Source organism: Lysinibacillus sp. NPDC094403 (assembly GCF_050278745.1).
Taxonomy (GTDB): Bacteria; Bacillota; Bacilli; order Bacillales_A; family Planococcaceae; genus Lysinibacillus.
Map to the genome: position 1 here is coordinate 102,352 of NZ_JBNNTL010000012.1, position 22,354 is coordinate 124,705.

Genomic DNA, 22,354 nt, shown 5'->3' on the forward strand with positions numbered 1-22,354 from the left:
CTTATTAACTCCCTTTAGAAACTAGCCATACTCTTAAAACGGATATTAATTGTTCTAAATTTAATGGCTTACTAATATAATCTGAAGCACCAGCCTCTAATGATTTATCTCGATCATTTTTCATAGCCTTCGCTGTTAAAGCGATAATCGGTAAATCCGTAATCTTGAGTTGTTTGCGTATAATCGACATCGTTTCATAGCCATCCAAATTTGGCATCATAATATCCATCAGAATAAGGTCAATCTCACCATTTGCTTGCATAATATCTAAACACTCTATTCCATCTTTTGCAACTAAGATATTCATGCCTCGTTTTTCGAGCGCATTTTTTAATGCATAGATATTACGATAATCATCATCTACAATTAAAATATTTTTCCCTTGAAAAACTTCTACCTCATGTTGAGAAAATCCCTGAACTTTTGATAGTGGCTCTTCCTCTTCTAACTCATGTACTTCATTAGTAGCCCCTACCTCATGAATAGCAAGCTCAAGGTATTTTTGCTCCGCGATTCCATTGGGTAAGCTTGGGATTGTCAGTGTAAATGTACTACCTTGCCCCTCGTCACTTTGTAAAGAAATCCAGCCACCAAGTAATCTTACAAGCTCTTTACAAATGGACAAACCAAGACCTGTTCCACCGTATTTACGCACTGTTGCCCCATCAGCCTGTTGGAATGATTCAAAAATTAGCTGATGCTTATCCTTCGGAATCCCTATACCTGTATCTATAACTGTGATTTCTAACCAGTCGGCACTGAGATCCTGCATATTACTTGTTAACTGTTCTTGGCCAAGCTGTTTAATTTCAAGATTAACTGAGCCTTGTTCTGTAAATTTAAAGGCATTTGATAATAAATTTTTCAATATTTGCTTGAATCTTTTTTCGTCCGTATAGAAAACATCTGTTACATTATTTTCTTTCGAAATATGGAATTGGAGATTTTTTTTCGTTGCTACAGGCGCAAAGGTTTGCTCGATTTGTACAGGAACCTCACTCATATTCATTTCATCAAAACTAATATCTAACTTGCCTGCCTCAACTTTTGATAAATCTAAAATATCGTTAATTAACGCAAGCAAATCTTCACCTGAAGAATGGATAACCTTTGCAAATTCAGCTTCCTCATCTGATAAATTACTTTGGCTATTTTCAGCTAACATTTCAGATAAAATTAATATGCTATTCAGTGGCGTTCGCAATTCATGTGACATATTGGCTAAAAACTCAGATTTATAATTTGAATTTAGTAACAACTGCTCCGCACTTTCCTCTAATTCTCTTTTAGCTTGTTCTAATTCTCTCGTCTTTAACTCTGCCTCTTTTGTTCTTTCCTCCAATTGTTCATTAATCACTGTCAGTTCCTCTGTTTGCATCTGCAATTCTTCGGATTGTGCCTGAAGTGCTTCAGATTGCACCTGTAATTCCTCTGTCATAGCTCTTGATTCATTTAATAAACGGACAATTTCCATACGCCCTAGGACACTATTGATCGTTAATCCAAAAGTTTCGATAACTTGCTTCACTAATCGCTGCTGTTGCTCATTAAAGCCAGTCATTGTAGCTAATTCAACGACAGCTATGACGTCATTCTCAAATATAATAGGGACGATAAAAATACTTTTTGGTGGTACTTCCCCTAAGCTAGTACCTATTAAACGGAAATCTTCTGGAATATCGTTATAAATTAAAATCTTTTTTTCTAAAGCACATTGTCCAATTAAACCTTGCCCCAGTTTAAAGCTCTCAATTCCAACATCATCCCTTGCGTCCGCAAAAGCAGCTTTTTTCACAAACTGTATATGATTATCAGTGGTTTCACGAACATAAAATGCACCAAGGGAAGACTGCGTTTTTTGCGCTATTTCTGAAAGGAAGGTTTCAGCTAATTTGGTGATGGCAGAAATGCCTTGATATTTTGTGACGATTTCCGCGATATTCAGCTGCAGCCATTCTCTTCTCTCGAGTATATCCAACAACTCATTAGTAGCAGCTGCAAGGTCATTGATCTCATCATTCGTTCTAACATGAATCCTTCCCTTTTGACTGCTCTTGGAAGCAGTGATTTCTTGAATCGTTTGCGTAACCTGTGTTAACGTCTTTACGATTGAACGGGAAATACCATTTGCAATGATAATCGCAACAACTGAAATAAATACAAGTATGCCGAGCAATGTAAGTGTTACGATACTACTCCTTTTGTCCAAGTCATTTACTTTGGCTTGCATACTTGCAATTACCTCTGAACGGAGCGATTCAAACTGAGCTCGTACTGTTTCCATGTCTTTACGACCTACATCTACTTTGTAGAGTTCCCATATCGCTTCTGCCTTGTTTTCTTTTTTAAATTCAATGGCTGGTTCTCCTGATGTTGTAATCCAATGCTCTATCGTTGCCTTTATCTCGTTTAACTTCTGTTGCTGTGTTGGTTTATGTTCAAAAAGCCGATAAAGTTCATTAAAATCGGATCTCCACTTTTCACCAGCTTCGTAATAGGTCTCTAAATAGATTGGTTCACCCGTAATAACAAAGCCCCTCTGGCTCGATTCCATATCTAAAATGTATTTTTCAATGCAATTGGTTACAGCATGTATATGTGAATTATTCTTGATAATATAATTTCTTTCTTTTTGTAGAGAGATAATTTGATTATTTAAGATGAGCACTGATGCAAGTAAACAAAGTATGATAACAATATAGCCTAACGTAATTTTCGTTCGTATACCTATCTTTAATTTATTTAGCATTTGTTTCCCTACCTTTATCTGTCATAAACTCTATAACTAGTATCATTGTACATCAAGAAGTAACAAAATTTCTTGCTCTTAGGTTAAGAGTAATCTCTTGCCGAGAAGTACTTTTACATTGCAAGAGCTCATCACCGTAACGTGTGATTGATTTCCTTTCCGACTAGGCACGTCCGATGAGACGCTTTGCTTTCGCTATAGAGAATAATTGTAGCTGACGCTTTGCTTTCGCTACAGAGAATAATTGCTAAAAGAAGTTAAAAGTTAATAAGTCCCGCATTCTTTTCATATACATTTATATTGGCCAATTTTGCCAAGTAATAATTGATATTAAGGAGAGAACAATTGTGGACATTTACGTAAGACCAGGGGATTCTCTTTGGCGTTTCAGTGAAGTGTTTAAAATACCTCTTCAGCTAATTATAGATTCAAATCGAAACGTTAAATCTCAATTTTTAAGGGTTGGACAACGTATTCGAATTCCGGGATTCATCACAGTCAATTATCAAATCAAACAAGGAGATACTTTTTGGCAAATAGCCCAAAGCAGAAATCTCCCATTAGTAGCCATCTTGCTTGTAAACCCTGATTTTAATCCAAATCAATTGCACATTGGACAGACAGTACGTATTCCCCAACGAATCACATGGAGGCTCGTAAATGGGAAACAAAATTATACTTACACTATTATGATGAATGATATCAAAAAGCTACTCGATGCTTATCCTTTTCTACAAAGCTCTACGATTGGACATTCTGTTTTACAGCATGAAATCCCAGAGCTTCTAATCGGGAACGGAACTAAGCGTGTCCATTATAACGGTTCCTTTCATGCGAATGAATGGATTACAACTCCGATTATTTTAACTTTTATAAACGACTACCTACTCTCACTCACCAATCAAAGTACAATTCGCGGTTTATCTCTACTCCCACTGTACCAGCAAACAATCCTTTCTATAGTTCCGATGGTCAACCCCGATGGTGTCGATTTAGTATTACAAGGACCACCTAATGATGAAGCATTAAGGAATCAGCTTATTACTTGGAATAACGGTAGTACCGATTTCTCTGGTTGGAAGGCAAATATACATGGTGTTGATTTGAACGACCAGTTTCCTGCAAAATGGGAGCTCGAAAGCGCACGAAATCCGAATACACCTGGGCCAAGAGATTTCGGAGGACAACGACCTTTGTCCGAGCCAGAGGCCATTGCTATGGCTGATTTAACAAAGAAGCGTGATTTTGCCAGAGTGCTTGCGTTTCATACACAAGGTAGAGTAATTTATTGGGGTTTTGAAAATCTCGAACCACTTGAGTCAGAAATCCTTGTTAATGAGTTTAGTCGAGTCAGTGGCTACGAGCCTATCAATTCAGCAGGCAGTTACGCGGGCTATAAAGATTGGTTTATTCAAGATTGGCGTAGACCTGGCTTCACAGTTGAGTTAGGTAGTGGTACAAATCCTCTTCCGCTCAGCCAATTCGACGATATTTATGAAGAGACATTAGGCATATTCCTTGCTGCATTGTATATGTAATAGAATAGTGCGCATGAAGATCTTATGTTTCGTAAAAAATTTTATGAACTCGAAGTAAACATCATAATTCAATGCCAAATAAATAACCCCAATCCCCTTTTACTTTTGAAGTGAATGGGGATTTTTTACCCTCTGATTGATTGCTTCTTGATAGTTCCTCACTAAAAGTCATGGATGACTTTTGTTAAAACGTCTACTATGTCAGTAAGTTGATTGGATTGGAGTGGAGGCTGGGCGACTCCTTGGGGATTAGCGAAAAGAGGAACGAAGGCGTTATCACATCCTGTGATAACGCCTTCGTGACCAACATCGGTGCTGCTGCCGCTACGTTAACACTACGCTTTCGCGCAAAAAACATCTGTTGGCCCGAGACCCTGGAGCGAGCATCGCGAGTGAAGCGGCTCATCGGACGCCCCCAGGAAAGCGCCCAGCCGGAACGGAAATCAACCACACGTTTTGATGATGATCCTTCTTAGAAGAAATATGGACGTATTTGGAAAAATTACTTTGACAGGTAGAGTAATGTTTGCTAATATTACTCTGACAGATAGAGCAATAAAAAAATAAGTAGGTGACTTATGGTTCGAAGTGACATCATCCGCGGACACTTGGACTCCATTATTTTAAGGTTAATTTTAGAGAAAGATCGTTATGGTTATGAAATTTCTCAGGAAATAAGTATCCGCACAAATAATCGTTTTCAAATTAAAGAAGCAACTTTATACGCAGTTTTTCAACGTCTTGAGAAAAAGGAAATTATTGAAGCCTATTTTGGTGATGTTTCACACGGAGGCAAAAGAAAGTATTACCGTATTACCCCATTAGGTAAAGCTTATTTAAATGAGCTAGTAAAAGAGTGGTCGGAAGTAAAAGAAATTATCGACTTATTTATGGAGGGCTTAGAATGAAAAAAATAAAAAATCATATTGATGAGCTTTTTAAAGACATTCCTCGTAATAAAGAAACAGAGATGGTTAAACAAGAAATCATTCAAAATCTTGAAGAAAAAGTATTTTATTTGATGGATCAAGGCAAAGAACAAGAGGATGCCATCAACAAAGCCATCGTGGAATTTGGAGATATTGAGGATTTAAAAAAAGAATTAGGTGTCAAGGAGCCCGAAAAGAAAAACATGTCTAAATTAAATTTAGAATTTTCTATTTGGGGTAGTGGCTTAATTATTGCATTTTTTATTTTTATTAATCTTTACTATACACCAGATACAATTTGGGCAATCTATCCGATCTTCGCAATATTATGGTGGCCACTATCTATGTACTTCGTTTGGTCACGTAAGAAATGGAGTGAATAAATATGAAAAACTTGATTAACTTTTCGATTGTAGGTAGTTTGATGACAATGATTTTTTTAGGGATCGTCAATTATACGACGTCACCTCAGCAGCTTTGGTTTATTTACCCGTGCTTACTTGTTTTGCTATGGCCAATAACGATATTCTTTATGTCTAAAAGAATGTATAAACAATATTCTCTTGTTTGCAGCGCCCTGATTATTGCTTTTCTTATCATTGAAAATTATTTATACTCGCCAGATTATATATGGTTCATTTATGCGGTTTATCCAATCATCTGGTGGCCAATTCTTATGTATTTAGAGGAAAAAGCAAAAACATTAAAAATTGCACTGATCGGCTGTGCAAGTACCATTATTTATTACTCCCTATTAAATATTATTTTATCCCATCCATATCCTTGGGCGATTTATCCTTCATTTTTAGTAATTTGGTGGCCCTTAGCTTTATACCACGCACAAAGAAAAACATTTGTAGCATTCTCTGCTACCGCTACAGTTCTTATCAGTATCTTTTTTATTACTGTAAATATTGTCTCTTCACCAGGAGTAATATGGGCGTTTTATCCAATCTTTGTAGTCCTATGGTGGCCCCTAAGCATGTACTTTTATGTTTATAAAAGAAAAATGTACAATTCAACAACTCTTCCCAAAAGAGTCTGAAGATTATGATTATATTTCATGTTCGCAGGGGGAATTAGATGAAAAAGATCATGAAATTTATAAAATATACTGTAATAATTACAATCGTATTACTCATAACAGCGCTTTTATTCCCTACATGGACTTCCGATATTAAAGGCAATAACAGTGTAAGTGCATTAGAACAAGTAAAGATAAATGGAAGTAATCATGAAGTTATGATACGTGGCAAAGATAAGGATAATCCCGTTATTATTTTTGTTCATGGAGGGCCTGGATGTTCAGAAATACCGTATGCCAGTAAGTATCAAAACTTATTGGAAAACAATTTTACGGTCGTGAATTACGACCAAAGGGCAAGCGGAAAATCATATCATTTTTTTGAGGATTACTCTAATCTTTCATCAGACTTACTCGTAGATGACTTATTGGCTTTGACGGATTATATATCAGATCGTCTTGGCAAAGAAAAAGTAATATTAATTGGCCATTCTTATGGTACGTATATTGCAACGCAAGCTGCCTCTAAAGCTCCTGAAAAATTTACAGCATATGTTGGAATTGGACAGATGAGTGATCAAGCAGGAAGCGAGATTGACGGTTTGAATTACGTTATTCAGCAAGCCGAAAATGCTGGCAATAAGGATGATGTTTTATATTTACAAGGGTTAACTGAACAAGTTGAAAATGGCGAGACGTTTATTCCACGGGAATATATTGCAAAATATGGTGGAGCTTCAAGACTTATTGATAACCCTGATGGGAATAGCATAGGTATGTTATTCAGTCGTGAGTATAACTTATTAGATGTGATTCGTTACAACTATGGGCTATCCTATTCTCCAAAAACTCTATTAGAGGAAGTAATGAAAAACCCATTACCTACTAAAGTAAAAAAACTTGAATTACCATGCTATTTTGTTATGGGTAAATATGATTATCAAACTTCATCTAACCAAGCGAGAAAATACTTTGATATGATTGAAGCCGATAAAAAAGAGTTTATTGCATTTGAACAATCAGCTCATTATCCACAATTTGAAGAGAAGGAAAAATTTTATGAATGGATGTGCGATACGTTTTTGAAATAAATGGCTCTCCACTATAAAGGGAGTTAATTTTCGTTCCGGCTGGGTGCTTTACTGGGCGTCCGATGAGCAGAAATAAATACAGTTGTGTTAATTTCATAATCTTATGTCCGGTACAACATTTTACATCATGTTAATTAACTTCCTATCTTTCTCGATGACAGCTTCAGTATTTTTACAATGTCAAGAAATCATTTCCCTTAAGGGTATCTATAGTAGCCCACATTATTTATTTACTATATAATTTAGTTATTAAATATTTTAACAGGCTGTGATATTATGTCAAAAAATGATCAATTGCACAATGTGGAAATCATTATGAGCGAGATGCTTGAAATACAGCATACATCGAAAATGTTTGTAAATCTTTTATCTGAGGGAGAATCATTATCTCAAAACCAACTGATCCTCCTACTTCAGCTAAAGATTAATGGTAGTATGAAAGCAACAGAAATTGCTGAGTTCTTTAGTGTGACACCTGGAGCCGTTACATCGATGTGCGATAAGCTGGAAAAATTAGAATTAGTAGAGCGAATTAGAGAGAAAGAAGATCGTCGTGTTGTAAAAATGATTTTAACTAATAATGGTGAAATGAAGGTTCAAGATTTATTTTTAAAATTTCCACAGGAAAAACTGATAGACATGGCAACAATATTGCGTGAGGTTAATCAGTTAATGAAAAAAATTTTTTAGGATTTCATAAAATTGAAATCCTTTTTTTATTGCTCAGAAAATATACTAGGACACATTTGACGCATGCTTAGGCAATTTTCACTTTATTAGTTCTTGACAAAATGAAGTCACATATATTTTAATAAATATATATTTTAATAATTAAAATATATATAGACTAAAATATACGGGGTGATTATTTTGATTCAAAAACTACGCACGGTAACTCTTACAAATGGCAATATTAAAGACTTAGCAGCAGACTGTGAGCAATTAAATATCCGTGGATTAGTTACTTTACATCACGAGGTACGCGTAAAAAAAATCTCTACTCATGGTCATAGTTCTTTTCATTCTCACGTTGAAGCGCAGATTTTAAATAGTACAGGATCATGTCTTATAAAAGATTTTTGTGAAATTAATGAGATTAAAAATGCCGGGAACTTAAATATACGTAATGGGCAAGTAAAAAAATTGAGTAGTTCTGGGAAGATGACCATTGAGCAAAGTTTAGAGGCTGAAACTGTGGATGCAATCGGTATTGTGAAAGCAACAAAAATACTAGCCAAGCTTTTTCATTTAAAAATGTCTGGTGAAAGTAAAATTGGGGAGCTTATAGCAGATGAAATATGTATAGAAAAGGATAAGATTTCTGTTCTTTCTTTATTAAAGAAAAAATTGATTTGTCATTGCATAAAAGGGAAAAATGTACGTCTTTCCTATACAAATGCGGAAGTTGTCGAAGGCGATGTTGTCATTGTAGGAAGTAATTGTAGAATAAAAACACTTTATTATACTGATAGTTATTCAATTGCTCCAAGTGCTAAAGTGCAACAAACTATACGGAGGGAGAAGGAATGATATTAAAAAACATTATTCAGACCTTTTTTGGCTCATTGGCACTCCTTGTGTTATCTGTCCTCTATGTAGGTTTGGTCTTTAGTGCATTATTGTCAATATTAGCCGGCATTTTGCGAACATTAGGTCTTGAGCAAATAAAGATGAGCATTTGGTATGGCGTTGAGCTTCCAGTCATCTTCAGTATTCCCCTAGCCCTCCTTGTATCCTTACTCCTGTTCTTTTGCTCAATATATGTTAAACGCTCTATCTCGAAGCTTAGGGTTAACATGAAAAAGCACATCTTTTAGTTAATCAAAAGATGTGCCCCCCTCTCGAGGATTTCGTCGTGATTAGAAGTATCGTTATATTTTTAATCCTTGATTTAAGTCAATGCTACATCATGATCATCCCTTTAAAATAAAAGCAACTTTAAAAGGGAGGGTTTGATATGAATACAACAATAAACGGACATTCCAACCGACGAAAATCGGCTTTAATTGGGGGAACCGCTCTCATCATCATGGCACTTGCTGCATTTTTTTCCTATGGATTTGTCCATGAAAACCTTGTATTACATGAAAATGCTAGTGCAACTTTTAATAACTTAAAGTCATCAATAAGGCTTTTCAAAGCTGAAATTTTTGGTTGGATTATCATCCTAATTACTGACATTATAGTTACTTGGGCGTTTTATATTTTTTTAGAGCCCATTAATAGAAGCCTTGCATTGCTCGCAGCATGGCTCCGTCTTACCTATACGACTATATTAGGCATTGCCATTCTAAATTTGGTCTTTGTATTACTCCTTTCTAATGGTACAAATAATTTAACATTTAATATTGATCAACTTCAGGCACATACTATGTTATTCCTTGAAGCATTTGAAACAATCTGGGCTATTGATTTAATTATTTTTGGAGGGCATCTTCTGGTTATAAGCTATATTGCTTTCAAATCGTCCGAAATCCCTAAAGTCATTAGCATCTTGTTGTTGATTGCCGCAATAGGCTACATCATTATTAATCTATGTATCACGTTTTTTTCGCAATATGATGTGATTATTTCAATTCTCAAACTTATATTTAATGTACCAATGGTTTTAGGAGAGCTGGGCTTTGGGATTTGGTTGCTAATAAGAGGAGGAAAAGTCTCTAAAGCTGCATCCTCCTAACATTTATTAATTCGCTTCTTAATTCTACTTAAGGATTCTGGCGTTATACCAAGGTAACTCGCCAATTGATGTTGGGGCACACGATCAACTAAATAAGGTCGTTTCTGTAATAATGATTTATAGCGTTCCTCTGGTGTAGATGCAATAAATGAAGCTAACTCATCTTGCATCTCACCAAAGCTATGCTCTATCATCTTGCGGGTCATTGCTTCCAATTGTGTATATTTGTGATACATATCTTTTTCAGTTACAAGATCACCTACGACCAATGTACAGTCCTCTAAACAAGAGAAAGTGTATGAGGATGACTTATCCTGTTTATGACGATTAATATTTGAAATGGATTGTTCTTCTGTATAAAAATTGGATGTGACTTCCTTCCCCGTTTCATCTACAGCATACTGCCTAATGCATCCCTTTAATACAAAATAACATTTAGTTGGAACATCTCCTTGTCTAAGGAGGATTGTTCCCTTTTTAAATTCCTCAATTTGTATCCCTTCAACAATTGCTTGTTGTTGTTCTTCACTAAGAGTCGAATACTTCGTCATATACTTCATTAGTATTTTTCTCATCTTGCTCTCCATTCAACTTTTTTCGTTCAATCGTTGTGATTTTGTCATTAATCAATGCCTTTTTAAATATATTAATTAATATGGTTGAAAATTCATACTACGATTTATGAAATAAAAAAATAGAACCTTCAATCCAAAATTAGAATGAAGGTTCTATATTATATTTTGTAGAAACAAACGCTTAAATCCATTGTTTCTACATCAGATTTTATTTTAAACGAAGCGCTTCGTCTGTTGATGCGTTAATTTCCTTAAGAAGCTCTGGGTTTTCCGCTAATGACTTACCATAAGACGGAATCATTTCTTTAATTTTCGCTTCCCATTCATTAACATGTTGAGGGAAACATTTATTGATTACCTCAAGCATAACGTGGACAGCAGTAGAAGCACCAGGAGAAGCTCCAAGTAATGCAGCGATTGAGCCATCAGAAGCACTTACAACTTCAGTACCAAATTGAAGTGTTCCTTTACCGCCAGCTTGAGTATCTTTAATAACTTGTACACGTTGACCAGCTACGATAATATCCCAATCATCGCTCTTAGCATTCGGGATGAATTCACGTAGCTCTTCCATACGTTGTTCTTTAGATAGCATAAGTTGTTGGATTAAATATTTTGTTAATCCCATTTCTTTAACCCCTGCCGCTAATAACGTTGTAATATTATGCGGTTTAACAGAAGCAAATAAGTCCATATTTGAACCTGTTTTTAAGAACTTAGGTGAGAAACCTGCGAACGGACCAAATAGTAACGATTTTTTGTTATCAATATAGCGTGTATCAAGATGCGGAACAGACATTGGTGGAGCACCAACTTTAGCTTTTCCGTATACTTTTGCATGATGTTGGTCAGTAACTTCTTGATTTTTACATGCCAAGAATAATCCACTGATTGGGAATCCACCAATATGTTTTCCTTCAGGAATACCTGATTTTTGAAGCAACTCTAGGCTTCCTCCACCAGCTCCAAGGAAGACAAATTTCGCTGTATGGTATTCCATTTTACAGCCGTTTTTGTCATGCACTCGTACTTCCCATGAACCATCGCTAGTACGTTTCATGCTTTGAACACTATGATTGTAGTTGATGTCAACGTCTTTATTTTTCAAGTGGTCGAATAACATACGTGTTAATGCACCAAAGTTAACGTCTGTACCAGTGTCAATTTTTGTCGCAGCGATAGCTTCATCTGCTGAACGATCCTGCATAATAAGAGGAATCCATTCCTTTAGTTTTTCTGGGTTGTCAGAAAATTCCATACCTTGGAATAAAGGATTTTTTGTCATCGTTTCATGACGTTTTTTTAGAAACTCTACATTGTCTTTCCCTTGTACTAAGCTCATATGAGGTAAAGGCATAATAAAGTCTTGTGGATTATTGATCAGTTTATTGTTCACAAGGTAAGACCAAAACTGTCTTGAAACATGGAACTGTTCATTAACGTTAATCGCTTTGCTGATATCGATTGATCCGTCTTTTTTCTCTGAAGTGTAGTTAAGCTCACAAAGTGCCGCATGCCCAGTTCCCGCATTATTTAATTCGTGAGAACTTTCTTCACCAGCTTTATCGAGCTGCTCAAACACTGTAATTTTCCAATCTGGCGCTAATTCTTTGAGCATTGTCCCCAAAGTAGCACTCATGATTCCGGCACCAATTAAGATAACATCTGATTTAATTTGTCTGTTACTCATTTTTACCTTCCTTATATATTAAGATTTGCAGAAAGGATGTAAGTTCTCCTGCTTAGAAGCCATGGAGTAACCTAGGAGTACACCTTTTCTGTATCAATTATTACCTTATTGCAGTGTATCATAATTACATAAAGATTAAAATATTAACTATCTATATGAGAGTTATGTGCATTTTTCGAGCCTTCCCCTTAATAAATCAAGAGAAAAACCTCCTATTCCCTCACAAAGAAACCCAACCTTTATTTAAATTTTTTGGAATAATTCGCCCAAAATTGGCTAGCGTTTTCATATAATAATGAGGGTTTTTTGATTATTATATCTATATAATAACATAAAAATATGGAACCAGTCCTGTTTTTGCACCAGCTCCACTACATATAAAAATATATCGAATTTTCTTAATATTTTCTAGTGTTATTTTAAAATTATTTCTTTTTTATTCTAACCAGTCAAATCTCATCCTATTCTTCGACAGAACTTTTTATTTTCCAACCATCTATCTATTTGCAAATTTGTTTTGGTGAATTAGCGAAATATTCTATAAGAAAACCATTAATAATTCTATTTCCTCTCTCTCGCCAATCAACATCATCAGATAAAATAATATGTACATCTATCTAGAAGGATTTCCTGTTATGTAGCTGCCACATACAAGTGCCCCTACAACATCATTTTGGTTGTTCCAATCTTTTAAAAACTCTTCAAGAGCCACTTCCCATTCTTCCATAAAATTATTATCACCTTTCTTAAAAATTGCACTTTGGAATACCACAATATATTCGAGATTTAATAAAGAAGACCTTTCGGAAAAATGAATTTTGTATATAAAAAAACACAGCCTAATTAGCTGCGTTAAATTATAAAATGTTATCTTTTTTATTGATGTTCCCTTTGAATATAAGGAAATATATTCGTCGTTTACAAGATTATTTGTTCAATTTGATGATTATCTCAAATGTCTCTAAAATAATGCCATAATTCTTATTAGAACACCTATCTAACCTTTATTTTTTTCTAATAGCTGCTCCATTTTATAATCAGCACGTAGCAATACTTGCTTTATTTGTTGAATCTCTTTTTCTCTTTGAGTCATCTGTTTATACTTATTTTGAAATAATATTTTCATCTGTTGAAGGTTTTGGATCTCCGCTTCTGTCAATTCATCATTTTCATCAGTATTTTGCGACCATTCAAAAAGCATTTTAATCTCTTGAAGTGAAAAACCACATTGCTTTAGTTTTAGGATAGTACTAATTATTTCAATATGATCCTCGTTATACTCACGATGTTTGTTTTTTATTTCTGGATGTAATATGCCCATTTTTTCATAATAACGGATGGTATCTTTACTAAGATTAGTACATATAGAAAATTCACCGATTTTTATAATAATCACCTGCTATTTAACAAATTTATAAACCATTAATAGTAGTATACAATGGAATATGAAGCGAACGAAATGGTGACTATATCTAAGCTGTTTATTTGTTAATAGCCCTTCAGCAATTGCTAATACATGTAACAGAACAAATTCAAGAATTAGTAACATCAGTACCAAAGCTTTGTTTGGGATAAATATCGTTACAAGTATACTGATAGACAAGACCACAAATAAGAATACTCGTATTTGATATCCATTCTCTTTCCATTGATGCAAGCCTGCAAACCCTGTTAATAATGCGTATAACCCTATCAATACATAAGTAATAATAGCCATTCACATCACCCCATTCTTTTAATACTTTCACTTTAAAAGATGGAGTTAACTCCATGTCAACAGACTTACGAAGAGAAGCAATTCTTACCTCAACTCCTTTAATTCTTCTAATCGCAAATTTTGCTTGAGATTAAAAAAGGAATTGGATAAAAATCCAATTCCAACTATGAATAGATGGGTTTTTAGCCAGACTCTACTTATTTGAAAATATTAGCTAAATAGTTTTGAATAGACTCTGGTAATATTTGAAAGAACAATCCTTCATATTTGATATCGAGTATACCTGCAATGAAAATAATAATAATGATGAATATCAAAAGGGGTTTCTTATTTTTAGAAATCCACTTCAATAGGCTCCCCTCCTCTTAAAAAATAACGTTTATAGTTTGCAAATTAAGTATATATTGATTCATGTAATATATAAACCTACCCTTTTAATAATAAAATCATTCTCTGTCACCCAAATTGGAAATGTTACATAAATTAAAAGATGCTGTACTCAAATACTTATTGTAAGATTGGTTTTCTTTTGACTTCAAATCAGTTCATTTGGATAAACAATAATCATACGGAGCTTTTTCTCACCAATGATCAATTTAGATTTTATAAAGAAAGGAATGGCTATGGTAAGTTTTAAATCTTTTCGTGGGATCGTTACACAGATTGATGATTTTTCGGTCGGGCAAAATGGAGAAAGGGAAGGTTGTTATAAACTTATGACGGTAGAAGATAGTACTCGGGGCATCGTCAATTTTGTCGTATCACCGTCTACTTATTTTGTAAATCAAGACATTGTGACTCTCGGTGATCAAATTACTGGTTATTATGATGGGGATGCACCTGTCCCTTTGATATATCCACCCCAATATCGAGCACTCATCGTTGTAAAGGAAAATAACTATCTAAATGTTAAAGTCGACTTCTTTAATAACCAATTAGTGAGTAGTGATGGCCAATTACAACTAAATCTTTCTTCTTATACACTTATTTTGCTCAAAAATGGGCAACCTTTTTCAAAAAGCCCCGCAAATCGAAACTTAATTGTTATTTATGGCCCTACTACAAGAAGTATTCCTGCGCAAACCACACCGTATAAAATAATTGTTTGGTGTTAACTAAAAAAACAGAAAATATTTCCCAGGAAAGGTCTCAATTATCCGTGTTAAGCTCTTTACTAACTACATTGAGTAAACCGACGGGCTACATTTTGTGATTCAAAACATTAATCCTTCATCTGCACAACATTTCACATAAAAAATCGACTACCAAGCAAACAAGTGGAATATAATTAAGCGGCTTAAGTCCCTTTGATTATGGGGTTTAAGCCGCTTAAGTCTACTGTTCAGAACCAATGTAATTTATTGATTCTCTATATTACCTTGCATTTCGTGTAATTGCCGCTTGATCTGCTCTAAGTATGCTTTATTTTGTTGGACTGTATCCAAATGTTCACCATATTGCTTTGCATTCATAAATGCATTTTCTGCATGTTCGATTTGATTGAAAGCATGCTCAATCGCTATCTCCTCCGGATGTGACTTTGCATGCTTCAACAAACGCTCCGCCTTTTGGACAGAGTTCCCAAACAAAGTACTTGGATGATCCTGTTTCCAGCTCATATCTGAGTGCTTAGCCAATTTTGCCTCTTCCCTTCCTGCAAATTTGATAAATAATCTAGATATAGTATTGGAATATGTGCAGAAAATATGTACGCAGAAGTTAGCGAATATCTAAATGGAACAAACAAAAACGCGTATATTATTTTTTAAAAACACAGAAGATAATACTCATGCATTAATAAGTGAAGGGCAAGTTTAAGAAAAAACGAGATCGTCTAAAATGATTGGTCTCCTTTTTATCAGCCTCTTACTCATTTTCTTTAGCCATCTTCTTATTGTCAGTATGGATGCTTTTCATTCCTTCAAAAAATGGATACTCTAGACTTAAATATCTTTCTAACTCTCCATTATCATGAGGAAGCTTTTCTAAATAATACTTCGAATCGTTTATTCTCTTTTGAATTTCCTGTTGATTTTGTGTTGTCGAACCGTGTCCAGGTATATGGGTCGTTATATGATGATTCAGCAAAATTTTTTCAGCTTTATTGACCGTATTTACATAGTCTTCATAGTTGCTAAAAATAAATGGAAACTCAATATCTGACAAATAATCGCCAGAAAGAAACAGACCATAAGGCTCTATAACTGTAAACAAACCATCATTCGTATGACCAGGTGCTTGATAAAATATCATAGTTAGGGAATCTAATTCTAATTTATGCCCATCCTCTGAAACAACAATGTCTACAGTTGGATATACAGGTGAATAGTTTCTATTCAAATAATATCCTTGGTCAAATTGTTTAATTTTTTGAATGCTGTCTTCTTTGTTAGGATTTTCATCAAATTGTTTAGATGCAATTACCTTAGCTTCTGGGAATGCACCAGATCCAATAATATGATCAAAATCGCTATGTGTGTAAATAATAAATAGTTGTTTATCACCTTTAATCTTGTGGATATAGCTCTTAATTTCTTCAATTTCAGTAGGTAACCAATTAGGGTCTGTCATAATTACTGCTTCATTAGTTTGAATGATTGCCGAGGTAGTCATATATAATGCACTTTGGAAAACCGTAATATTATTTTTTTGGAATTGAATCACTATAAACCCATCCTTTTCCCCTTATTTCCTTGCTAATAAGCAAACTTGTCGAACAAAAGATTTAATTTTTTGTCCTAACTATTCATAGTTCGAGCAGCATTTACAAAATCCTTCTTTTGGAAAAATACGCAAAATCGATTTAAACTTCACAAACTCTTAGTTTTATCTATTGATACAAGTATTCATGAAGAAGAGATCTATATGATACTATTCTCCATGAAGGTTAGAAATCTTTCATTTCAATCAAGGAGAGTCAACATGAACAACAATAAGGACAACACAGAAATCATCTTACTTTCTGACCCATCCGAGTGCTTGATGCATCCGTTTTATAATAAACAAATCGTCTTTACAGGTGCTCTTTCCGCTATGACACGTTCAGAAGCTGCGAAAAGAGTAAGAGCTTGTGGAGGGATTATGCAAGGGGCTGTTACACAAGATACAGATTTCGTTATTCTTGGGGACAAACGTCGCGGTATAAGTACGAAACAATTAAAAGCCGAGAAATTGATTAGCCTTGGCCAAGACATTCAAATTATTATTGAGGATGATTTTATTTGGCTCATTTCAATGCAAAAAGAAGAGTTACCTCAAATTTAAACGCCTTTCTTTCACTCACTTCATCTAAAAAGGTATGCAAAACAACTATGTTCACATACCTTTTCACATATTTTATTACCTCAAACTTATAATAATAAATCTATATTGAAAGCTTACAATTCCAAAAGAACTAGAACAGTTAACTAAACAAAGTTAAAAATTAGCACGGCTTAGTTTACTACACAATTAAGCTCTAATATAGAACATATCTTATAGTATCCTAGCAAAAGGAGGTGATAAAAATGGCGCAAGTTCTTGATTACCAAGCAACTGAACCTCTAAGTACGTTTAACCCAGAAACTGCTTTTCCAATTCCACAGGCTCCATTCAGAGTTCTTTTAGCTTCGATTCAAATAAACATCCCAGGCACCGCTTCAAGAAATAATAACGTTGAGCTACTTGCAAGCGTGGGTGTGACGGGAGTTACGAATATTTCCCAACTTGTATTTAGAATCTTCCGTAACGGGAAAGAAATCTATAATACTCAAAATGGAGCAGAATCAGCTGGTTCAGAACAAAATTACATCTTTACATTCCAAGCTATTGATTCCAATTTAGTAGCTGGCGCTAACTTCTATCAGGTTTTTGTTGAGAATATTACCCCCAACACACAAGCAAACATTGTTGGACCAATTTCTTTTAGTGGCCTAGCTATAAAAAGCTAACATTAATAACTCTTTCTATGCATCTTGACTCATGTTTATGCCCAGTACAGATTCGTGGCATACATGGTCGATTTTTTTAGAGTGTTGAATGATGAAGTAAAATACATGTTTTATGGCACATTATATAAGTATTAAAAAAATAGGCTGTATAGAAGTTATTCCTTTCTATACAGCTTATTTTATTCATTTATATTTTAACTTCCTTAACCTAAAATTTATTAGATATATAGTTAATTAAACGGTTTCATATTAAATCTTTATTAGTTCTCCCCATCTCCTTTGAGCAAGAGTCATTTGGCCATGTTTTTGATTATGGAATCCCAATGAACTTCGCCACTTTTTCTATTGACAGAAAATTCGAACTTAATATATAATTTTTGGTATTACCACTGTATTTAATTTGTATTACCAAAAAACAAAGGGGACGAGGATTTGAAAGAAAAAGAACGCTCCTCAGATAAAATTGAGAATGAATTAATTAGATCCATATTGGCTGGTGTTTATTCAGTAGGAAGTACTTTACCGCCGGAAAGAGAGCTTGCAAAAGAATTTGGTGTTGGTCGTCCAACAATTCGGGAGGTACTTCAACGTTTAGGAAGGGGTGGATGGATAACAGGGAGAAAAGGAATGCCTGCGATTGTTAATGATTATTGGCGCAATGGGAATCTAACGACACTTGTTAATATTGTTGAGAATCATCATACCATTACAGATGAATTTGTCATGTACTTATTAGAATTAAGAAGTTCTTTGACTCCGACTTATATCCGTGATGCTGTTACATTTAATCAACCTAAAGTGGTTGCTCTCCTTGCCAATCTAGAGCAGCTTGAAGATAGTGCAGAAAGCTATGCAGCATTTGATTGGGATTTGCAAAAAAAGTGTGCTGGCCTTGCTGTCAATCCAATCTTTCTACTCATTTTAAATAGCTTCGATTCCATTTATATAGATATGGCGAAAAGATTTTTTTCTGTAAAAGATCATCGCGAGTTGTCCTTCAACTATTACCACGACTTATTAAAAGCTGCATTAAAGGGAGATGTAATGGAAGCGGAAGGGTTGTCTAAGACAACAATGGAGAAAAGCTTGGCTCTCTGGAAAGATAGAAAAAAATAAAGATTGCTGGAGGCGTGATCAATGAAATTGAAATATTTTAAAGAATATTTTTCCTACCCTGATATATTAATCATGAGCTTTCTATTCCTCATTAGCTTTGGTTTTATGATTCTACATTTAACCTCTATCAAAATTTTGGGTGCTTTTATTCTAGGAATGATTATGTATTCATTAGCTGAGTATGTTACACACAGGTTTCTTTTTCATCTGAACCCACCTAAGAATGCATTTTTGTTAAAAATGCTTAAACGCTTACATTATGACCATCATACAAGTCCAAATGAATTACATTTATTATTTTTACCCTTATGGTATAGTGTGCCAAACATTGCAATTGTAGGAGCTATTTTTTATTTTCTTTCATCTAGCTTTGTATTAACAAACGCATTTATTGCAGGCATCATGTTCTTTTTATTATTTTATGAGTGGAAGCATTATATCGCCCATCGCCCCCTTCAGCCAATATCTCCATGGGGGCGTTGGATGAAAAAAGTTCATTTGTTGCATCATTTCAAAAACGAAAATTACTGGTATGGTGTTACGAACCCAGCCTATGATTTTCTCATGGGTACCTTTAAAAACCAAAAGGATGTTACCCAAAGTAAAACTGCTAAAAATCTAGAGAAACGTGGCGACTAGAAATAGAATTATAAAAAATTATCCATGTCACTCCCTTAGAAATGTCGAATGAACTTTGTAACTTCAACATTTCTTTGAGAGTGACATGTATTTTTCTCTATTGGGAAGAAAGATTGCATAAAAAATTCATTGTCTTAGGCTCTATATTTTAAACCTCGCTTATTTATGATACGGTTCTCCATAAAACGTCTAATAAAAAATTGAAAGGTCTGATAGATCAAGAAGGTGGGATTGTTCGGGTTAAAATAGCACTCTGTTTTTATCGATTGCCTACAGTTTATTTTTACGCTCGAAAGCTTTCTGCATATTTTAATGCAAGCTGCGTTCGGGGAGTTACTTGAAATTTTCGATACAAATTTTGCAGATGCTTCTTTACTGTATTTTCACTGACATATAAATAACTAGCAATTTCAGCATTTTTAAATCCCTTACATAAATACATTAACAACTCTTTTTCACGTTGTGTAATTTGCAATGACTCGCCTGGCTGAACATATTGATGTAATAAATAAACATTTTCAATCATCCGCTTTACATACGATAGCTTTTGACTATCCTGCTCTGTAAATGGTATTTCCCCTTTTTTTCGCAAAAAGCCAATAACCGCTATTGGTTTTTGCTGATTGTACAGATACATACCCATTTCATCTATAAAATCATTTAATTGTAAAAAACGCTCCACATAATGCTGCCTTTTCTTCATCGATATTACTTCATTTCGTTGCATTAATTGAATATCGGGTTGGTTTTTCATATTCACTGGGTGTAAAGGATCATAATATTTATATTCATGCAGATAATTTTGTATCATACATGTCCCTACATTGAAACAGACAGGCTGTTCATTTAACTCCCCATCTGCCACTTCCCAAAATACCGTATGCTCATATTGAAAACATTTACTCAATACTTGCAACATATTCAATTTAAAGTCTTCACTTGCTTGTTGCATATTCATATTTGAAATCTGAACCGTTGCTTCTAATAAATACTTCAACTCTTTATGCTCACACAATATTAACTCACCTTTTTCTCTATTTTAAATCCATATATTCTCGCTTAAAACGAATTATCCTTTTGGGTAATATCAATTTTTTTCACCTCAATCTAAAATGAATTTGTAAGTCAAAACTATAATGAGGTGATCAGATGAATTTACAAGAATATGCATCATATGATGGTCTTGGATTAGCGGAGTTAGTAAAGACAAAGCAAGTGACACCACAAGAGCTTACAAAATTAGCGCTACAAGGTATTGAAAAGGTTAATCCTTCGATTAATGCCGTCGTCAGCGTGTTAGAGGAACAGGCTGACAACGCGATTTCAACTTTAAATGATAATCAACCATTTGCAGGAGTCCCATTTTTAATTAAAGAAGTTGTACTCCATGCGCAAGATGTGCCACATAGTATGGGCAGTCGTGTTGCAGAAAATGCGGTAATGTCTGTCGATAGTGAATTAATGAAACGTTTTAAAAATGCTGGTTTTGTGTTAAGCGGTACAACCACAACGCCAGAGTTCGGCTATAATGCCGCAACCGAAGCTGTCATTTATGGTCCAACACGTAATCCATGGAATCTAGACCATAGTCCTGGTGGTTCAAGTGGCGGTGCAGCCGCTTCTGTCGCAAGTGGTATCGTCCCAATCGCGCATGGTAATGATGGAGGCGGATCCATTCGTATTCCTGCATCATGCAGTGGTATCGTTGGCTTAAAGCCTTCACGCGGTCGCGTGCCAATGGGGCCATATAATAGTGAGGCATTAAATGGGCTAGCAATTGAATTTGCGCTGACAAAAACCATTCGTGATACCGCTACATTACTGGATCAAGTAGCTGGGCCAGACTTAGGATGCTACTCGATTATTCAAAGCCCAGAAATACCTTACAGTAAAGCAATTCAGCAAAATGTACGTCCACTGAAAATCGCCTGGACAACAGAAACAAATTCTGGTGCATTCGTTGATCCAGAATGCATCGCGGCCGTACATAAGGCCGTAAAATTATTAGAAGAGTTAGGGCATGAAGTAGTCGAAGCTCGACCAGTTTACGACCAAGCACCATTTTCACGCGCAACGGTAAATATTTGGACAGCGAATATTTATAAAATGATTATGGGAGCAGCAGAATTAACAGGTAAAACACCTTCACGCGATAATATTGAAGCAGCCATTTGGCAATGCTATGAATATGGCAAAAACTTAAAAGCTAGCGCACTTTTAGAAGCCATTAATACGAATGCACTTGTATCACGTCAAGTAGCGACATTCTTTGAAGATTATGATGTGCTTTTAAGCCCAACAATCGGCACATTGCCAGCGAAAATTGGTGAGCTAAATGCGGATAATCCAAATATCTCGGCGATTGAATGGACTGAGCAAATTTTCACATACGCGCCGTTTACCAATTTGTTTAACGCAACAGGTCAACCATCATTATCATTACCGCTTGCGATGAGTGCGTCAGGCTTACCAATCGGGCTGCAATTTACCGGACGCTTCGCAGATGAGTTAACCCTTTTACAGCTTGGGAAACAATTAGAAGAATCTGCTCCATGGAAAGATCGTAAACCACCCGTACATGTGGGTGCAGAAGTTACGGAAATTGCGACAATATAAAAAAGTAGGTGCAAGATTTTTTCTTGCACCTACTTTTTGCTAGTTTACTGTTGTATGGCAT

General features: G+C 35.0%; 23 protein-coding genes and 1 pseudogene. 15 read left to right on the plus strand and 9 right to left on the minus strand.

Features of this window, described 5'->3' with window-relative positions; genetic code table 11:
- Window positions 1-4 precede the first annotated feature (4 nt).
- Window positions 5-2,749, minus strand: a complete 2,745-nt coding sequence (locus ACQKMV_RS17000) for an ATP-binding protein (RefSeq protein ID WP_427505352.1) — start codon at window positions 2,747-2,749, stop codon at window positions 5-7.
- Between the two features lie 347 nt (window positions 2,750-3,096).
- Between ACQKMV_RS17000 and ACQKMV_RS17005 the strand changes: the two genes are divergently transcribed.
- The 8 genes from ACQKMV_RS17005 (at window position 3,097) to ACQKMV_RS17040 (ending at window position 10,011) form a co-directional block, all read left to right on the plus strand.
- Window positions 3,097-4,287 (plus strand): M14 family metallopeptidase, encoded by a 1,191-nt coding sequence (locus ACQKMV_RS17005; RefSeq protein ID WP_427505353.1) that lies wholly within the window; start codon window positions 3,097-3,099, stop codon window positions 4,285-4,287.
- A 578-nt stretch (window positions 4,288-4,865) separates the two neighbouring features.
- Window positions 4,866-5,195, plus strand: coding sequence for a PadR family transcriptional regulator (locus ACQKMV_RS17010; protein WP_049662700.1), 330 nt, complete (start codon window positions 4,866-4,868; stop codon window positions 5,193-5,195).
- Window positions 5,192-5,599 carry a permease prefix domain 1-containing protein gene (locus ACQKMV_RS17015; RefSeq protein WP_427505354.1) on the plus strand — a complete coding sequence of 136 codons (408 nt, stop codon included), beginning with the start codon at window positions 5,192-5,194 and terminating at the stop codon, window positions 5,597-5,599. The genes ACQKMV_RS17010 and ACQKMV_RS17015 overlap by 4 nt, the downstream gene beginning before the upstream one ends.
- A 2-nt stretch (window positions 5,600-5,601) precedes the next feature.
- The gene (locus tag ACQKMV_RS17020; RefSeq protein WP_427505356.1) at window positions 5,602-6,261 is read left to right on the plus strand and encodes a hypothetical protein; all 660 of its coding nucleotides are present in this window, start codon (window positions 5,602-5,604) and stop codon (window positions 6,259-6,261) included.
- Window positions 6,262-6,299: 38 nt separating this feature from the next.
- Window positions 6,300-7,331, plus strand: coding sequence for an alpha/beta fold hydrolase (locus tag ACQKMV_RS17025; RefSeq protein ID WP_427505357.1), 1,032 nt, complete (start codon window positions 6,300-6,302; stop codon window positions 7,329-7,331).
- Between the two features lie 276 nt (window positions 7,332-7,607).
- Complete coding sequence (locus ACQKMV_RS17030; RefSeq protein ID WP_427505358.1) at window positions 7,608-8,021, plus strand: MarR family transcriptional regulator; 414 nt, start codon at window positions 7,608-7,610, stop codon at window positions 8,019-8,021.
- Window positions 8,022-8,192: 171 nt separating this feature from the next.
- Window positions 8,193-8,861 carry a hypothetical protein gene (locus tag ACQKMV_RS17035; RefSeq protein WP_427505360.1) on the plus strand — a complete coding sequence of 223 codons (669 nt, stop codon included), beginning with the start codon at window positions 8,193-8,195 and terminating at the stop codon, window positions 8,859-8,861.
- Between the two features lie 427 nt (window positions 8,862-9,288).
- Window positions 9,289-10,011, plus strand: a complete 723-nt coding sequence (locus ACQKMV_RS17040; protein ID WP_427505362.1) for a DUF4386 domain-containing protein — start codon at window positions 9,289-9,291, stop codon at window positions 10,009-10,011.
- On the opposite strand, the gene ACQKMV_RS17045 is transcribed toward ACQKMV_RS17040, so the two are convergent.
- From ACQKMV_RS17045 to ACQKMV_RS17065, 5 genes are all read right to left on the minus strand, one after another.
- Entirely contained in the window at window positions 10,008-10,586 is a 579-nt protein-coding gene (locus ACQKMV_RS17045) for a Crp/Fnr family transcriptional regulator (RefSeq protein ID WP_427505363.1), read from the minus strand. The two genes, ACQKMV_RS17040 and ACQKMV_RS17045, sit on opposite strands and share 4 nt — an antisense overlap.
- Before the next feature lie 208 nt (window positions 10,587-10,794).
- Window positions 10,795-12,276, minus strand: coding sequence for a malate:quinone oxidoreductase (locus tag ACQKMV_RS17050; RefSeq protein WP_427505364.1), 1,482 nt, complete (start codon window positions 12,274-12,276; stop codon window positions 10,795-10,797).
- Between the two features lie 997 nt (window positions 12,277-13,273).
- Window positions 13,274-13,672, minus strand: coding sequence for a MerR family transcriptional regulator (locus ACQKMV_RS17055; RefSeq protein ID WP_427505366.1), 399 nt, complete (start codon window positions 13,670-13,672; stop codon window positions 13,274-13,276).
- A 3-nt stretch (window positions 13,673-13,675) separates the two neighbouring features.
- Window positions 13,676-13,993, minus strand: a complete 318-nt coding sequence (locus ACQKMV_RS17060; protein ID WP_427425698.1) for a hypothetical protein — start codon at window positions 13,991-13,993, stop codon at window positions 13,676-13,678.
- Window positions 13,994-14,190: 197 nt separating this feature from the next.
- The gene (locus tag ACQKMV_RS17065) at window positions 14,191-14,343 is read right to left on the minus strand and encodes a hypothetical protein (RefSeq protein WP_427425699.1); all 153 of its coding nucleotides are present in this window, start codon (window positions 14,341-14,343) and stop codon (window positions 14,191-14,193) included.
- A gap of 273 nt (window positions 14,344-14,616) precedes the next feature.
- Here ACQKMV_RS17065 and ACQKMV_RS17070 point away from each other — a divergent pair, with 273 nt between their 5' ends.
- On the plus strand, window positions 14,617-15,108 hold the full coding sequence (locus ACQKMV_RS17070; RefSeq protein WP_427505391.1) for a hypothetical protein: 492 nt from the start codon (window positions 14,617-14,619) through the stop codon (window positions 15,106-15,108).
- A gap of 243 nt (window positions 15,109-15,351) precedes the next feature.
- Here ACQKMV_RS17070 and ACQKMV_RS17075 read toward each other — a convergent pair whose 3' ends face one another.
- Both ACQKMV_RS17075 and ACQKMV_RS17080 read right to left on the minus strand, forming a co-directional pair.
- Complete coding sequence (locus tag ACQKMV_RS17075; RefSeq protein ID WP_427425700.1) at window positions 15,352-15,630, minus strand: hypothetical protein; 279 nt, start codon at window positions 15,628-15,630, stop codon at window positions 15,352-15,354.
- 229 nt (window positions 15,631-15,859) lie between these two features.
- A complete protein-coding gene (locus tag ACQKMV_RS17080) occupies window positions 15,860-16,657 on the minus strand; it encodes an MBL fold metallo-hydrolase (RefSeq protein ID WP_427505367.1) in 798 nt (265 codons plus the stop codon).
- A 258-nt stretch (window positions 16,658-16,915) separates the two neighbouring features.
- Here ACQKMV_RS17080 and ACQKMV_RS17085 point away from each other — a divergent pair, with 258 nt between their 5' ends.
- The 5 genes and pseudogenes from ACQKMV_RS17085 (at window position 16,916) to ACQKMV_RS17105 (ending at window position 19,677) form a co-directional block, all read left to right on the plus strand.
- A complete protein-coding gene (locus tag ACQKMV_RS17085) occupies window positions 16,916-17,257 on the plus strand; it encodes a BRCT domain-containing protein (RefSeq protein ID WP_427505369.1) in 342 nt (113 codons plus the stop codon).
- 242 nt (window positions 17,258-17,499) lie between these two features.
- Window positions 17,500-17,922, plus strand: coding sequence for an exosporium protein C (locus ACQKMV_RS17090; RefSeq protein ID WP_427505370.1), 423 nt, complete (start codon window positions 17,500-17,502; stop codon window positions 17,920-17,922).
- Window positions 17,923-18,155: 233 nt separating this feature from the next.
- A pseudogene (locus tag ACQKMV_RS17095) lies at window positions 18,156-18,269 on the plus strand (GAF domain-containing protein); the annotation flags it as partial.
- Between the two features lie 85 nt (window positions 18,270-18,354).
- On the plus strand, window positions 18,355-19,038 hold the full coding sequence (locus tag ACQKMV_RS17100) for a GntR family transcriptional regulator (protein ID WP_427505371.1): 684 nt from the start codon (window positions 18,355-18,357) through the stop codon (window positions 19,036-19,038).
- Window positions 19,039-19,059: 21 nt separating this feature from the next.
- Window positions 19,060-19,677, plus strand: a complete 618-nt coding sequence (locus ACQKMV_RS17105) for a sterol desaturase family protein (protein WP_427505373.1) — start codon at window positions 19,060-19,062, stop codon at window positions 19,675-19,677.
- A 283-nt stretch (window positions 19,678-19,960) separates the two neighbouring features.
- Here ACQKMV_RS17105 and ACQKMV_RS17110 read toward each other — a convergent pair whose 3' ends face one another.
- Window positions 19,961-20,692, minus strand: a complete 732-nt coding sequence (locus ACQKMV_RS17110; RefSeq protein ID WP_427505374.1) for a response regulator transcription factor — start codon at window positions 20,690-20,692, stop codon at window positions 19,961-19,963.
- A gap of 134 nt (window positions 20,693-20,826) precedes the next feature.
- On the opposite strand from ACQKMV_RS17110, the gene ACQKMV_RS17115 reads away from it, so the two are divergent.
- A complete protein-coding gene (locus tag ACQKMV_RS17115; RefSeq protein WP_427505375.1) occupies window positions 20,827-22,293 on the plus strand; it encodes an amidase in 1,467 nt (488 codons plus the stop codon).
- Window positions 22,294-22,354: the final 61 nt, after the last annotated feature.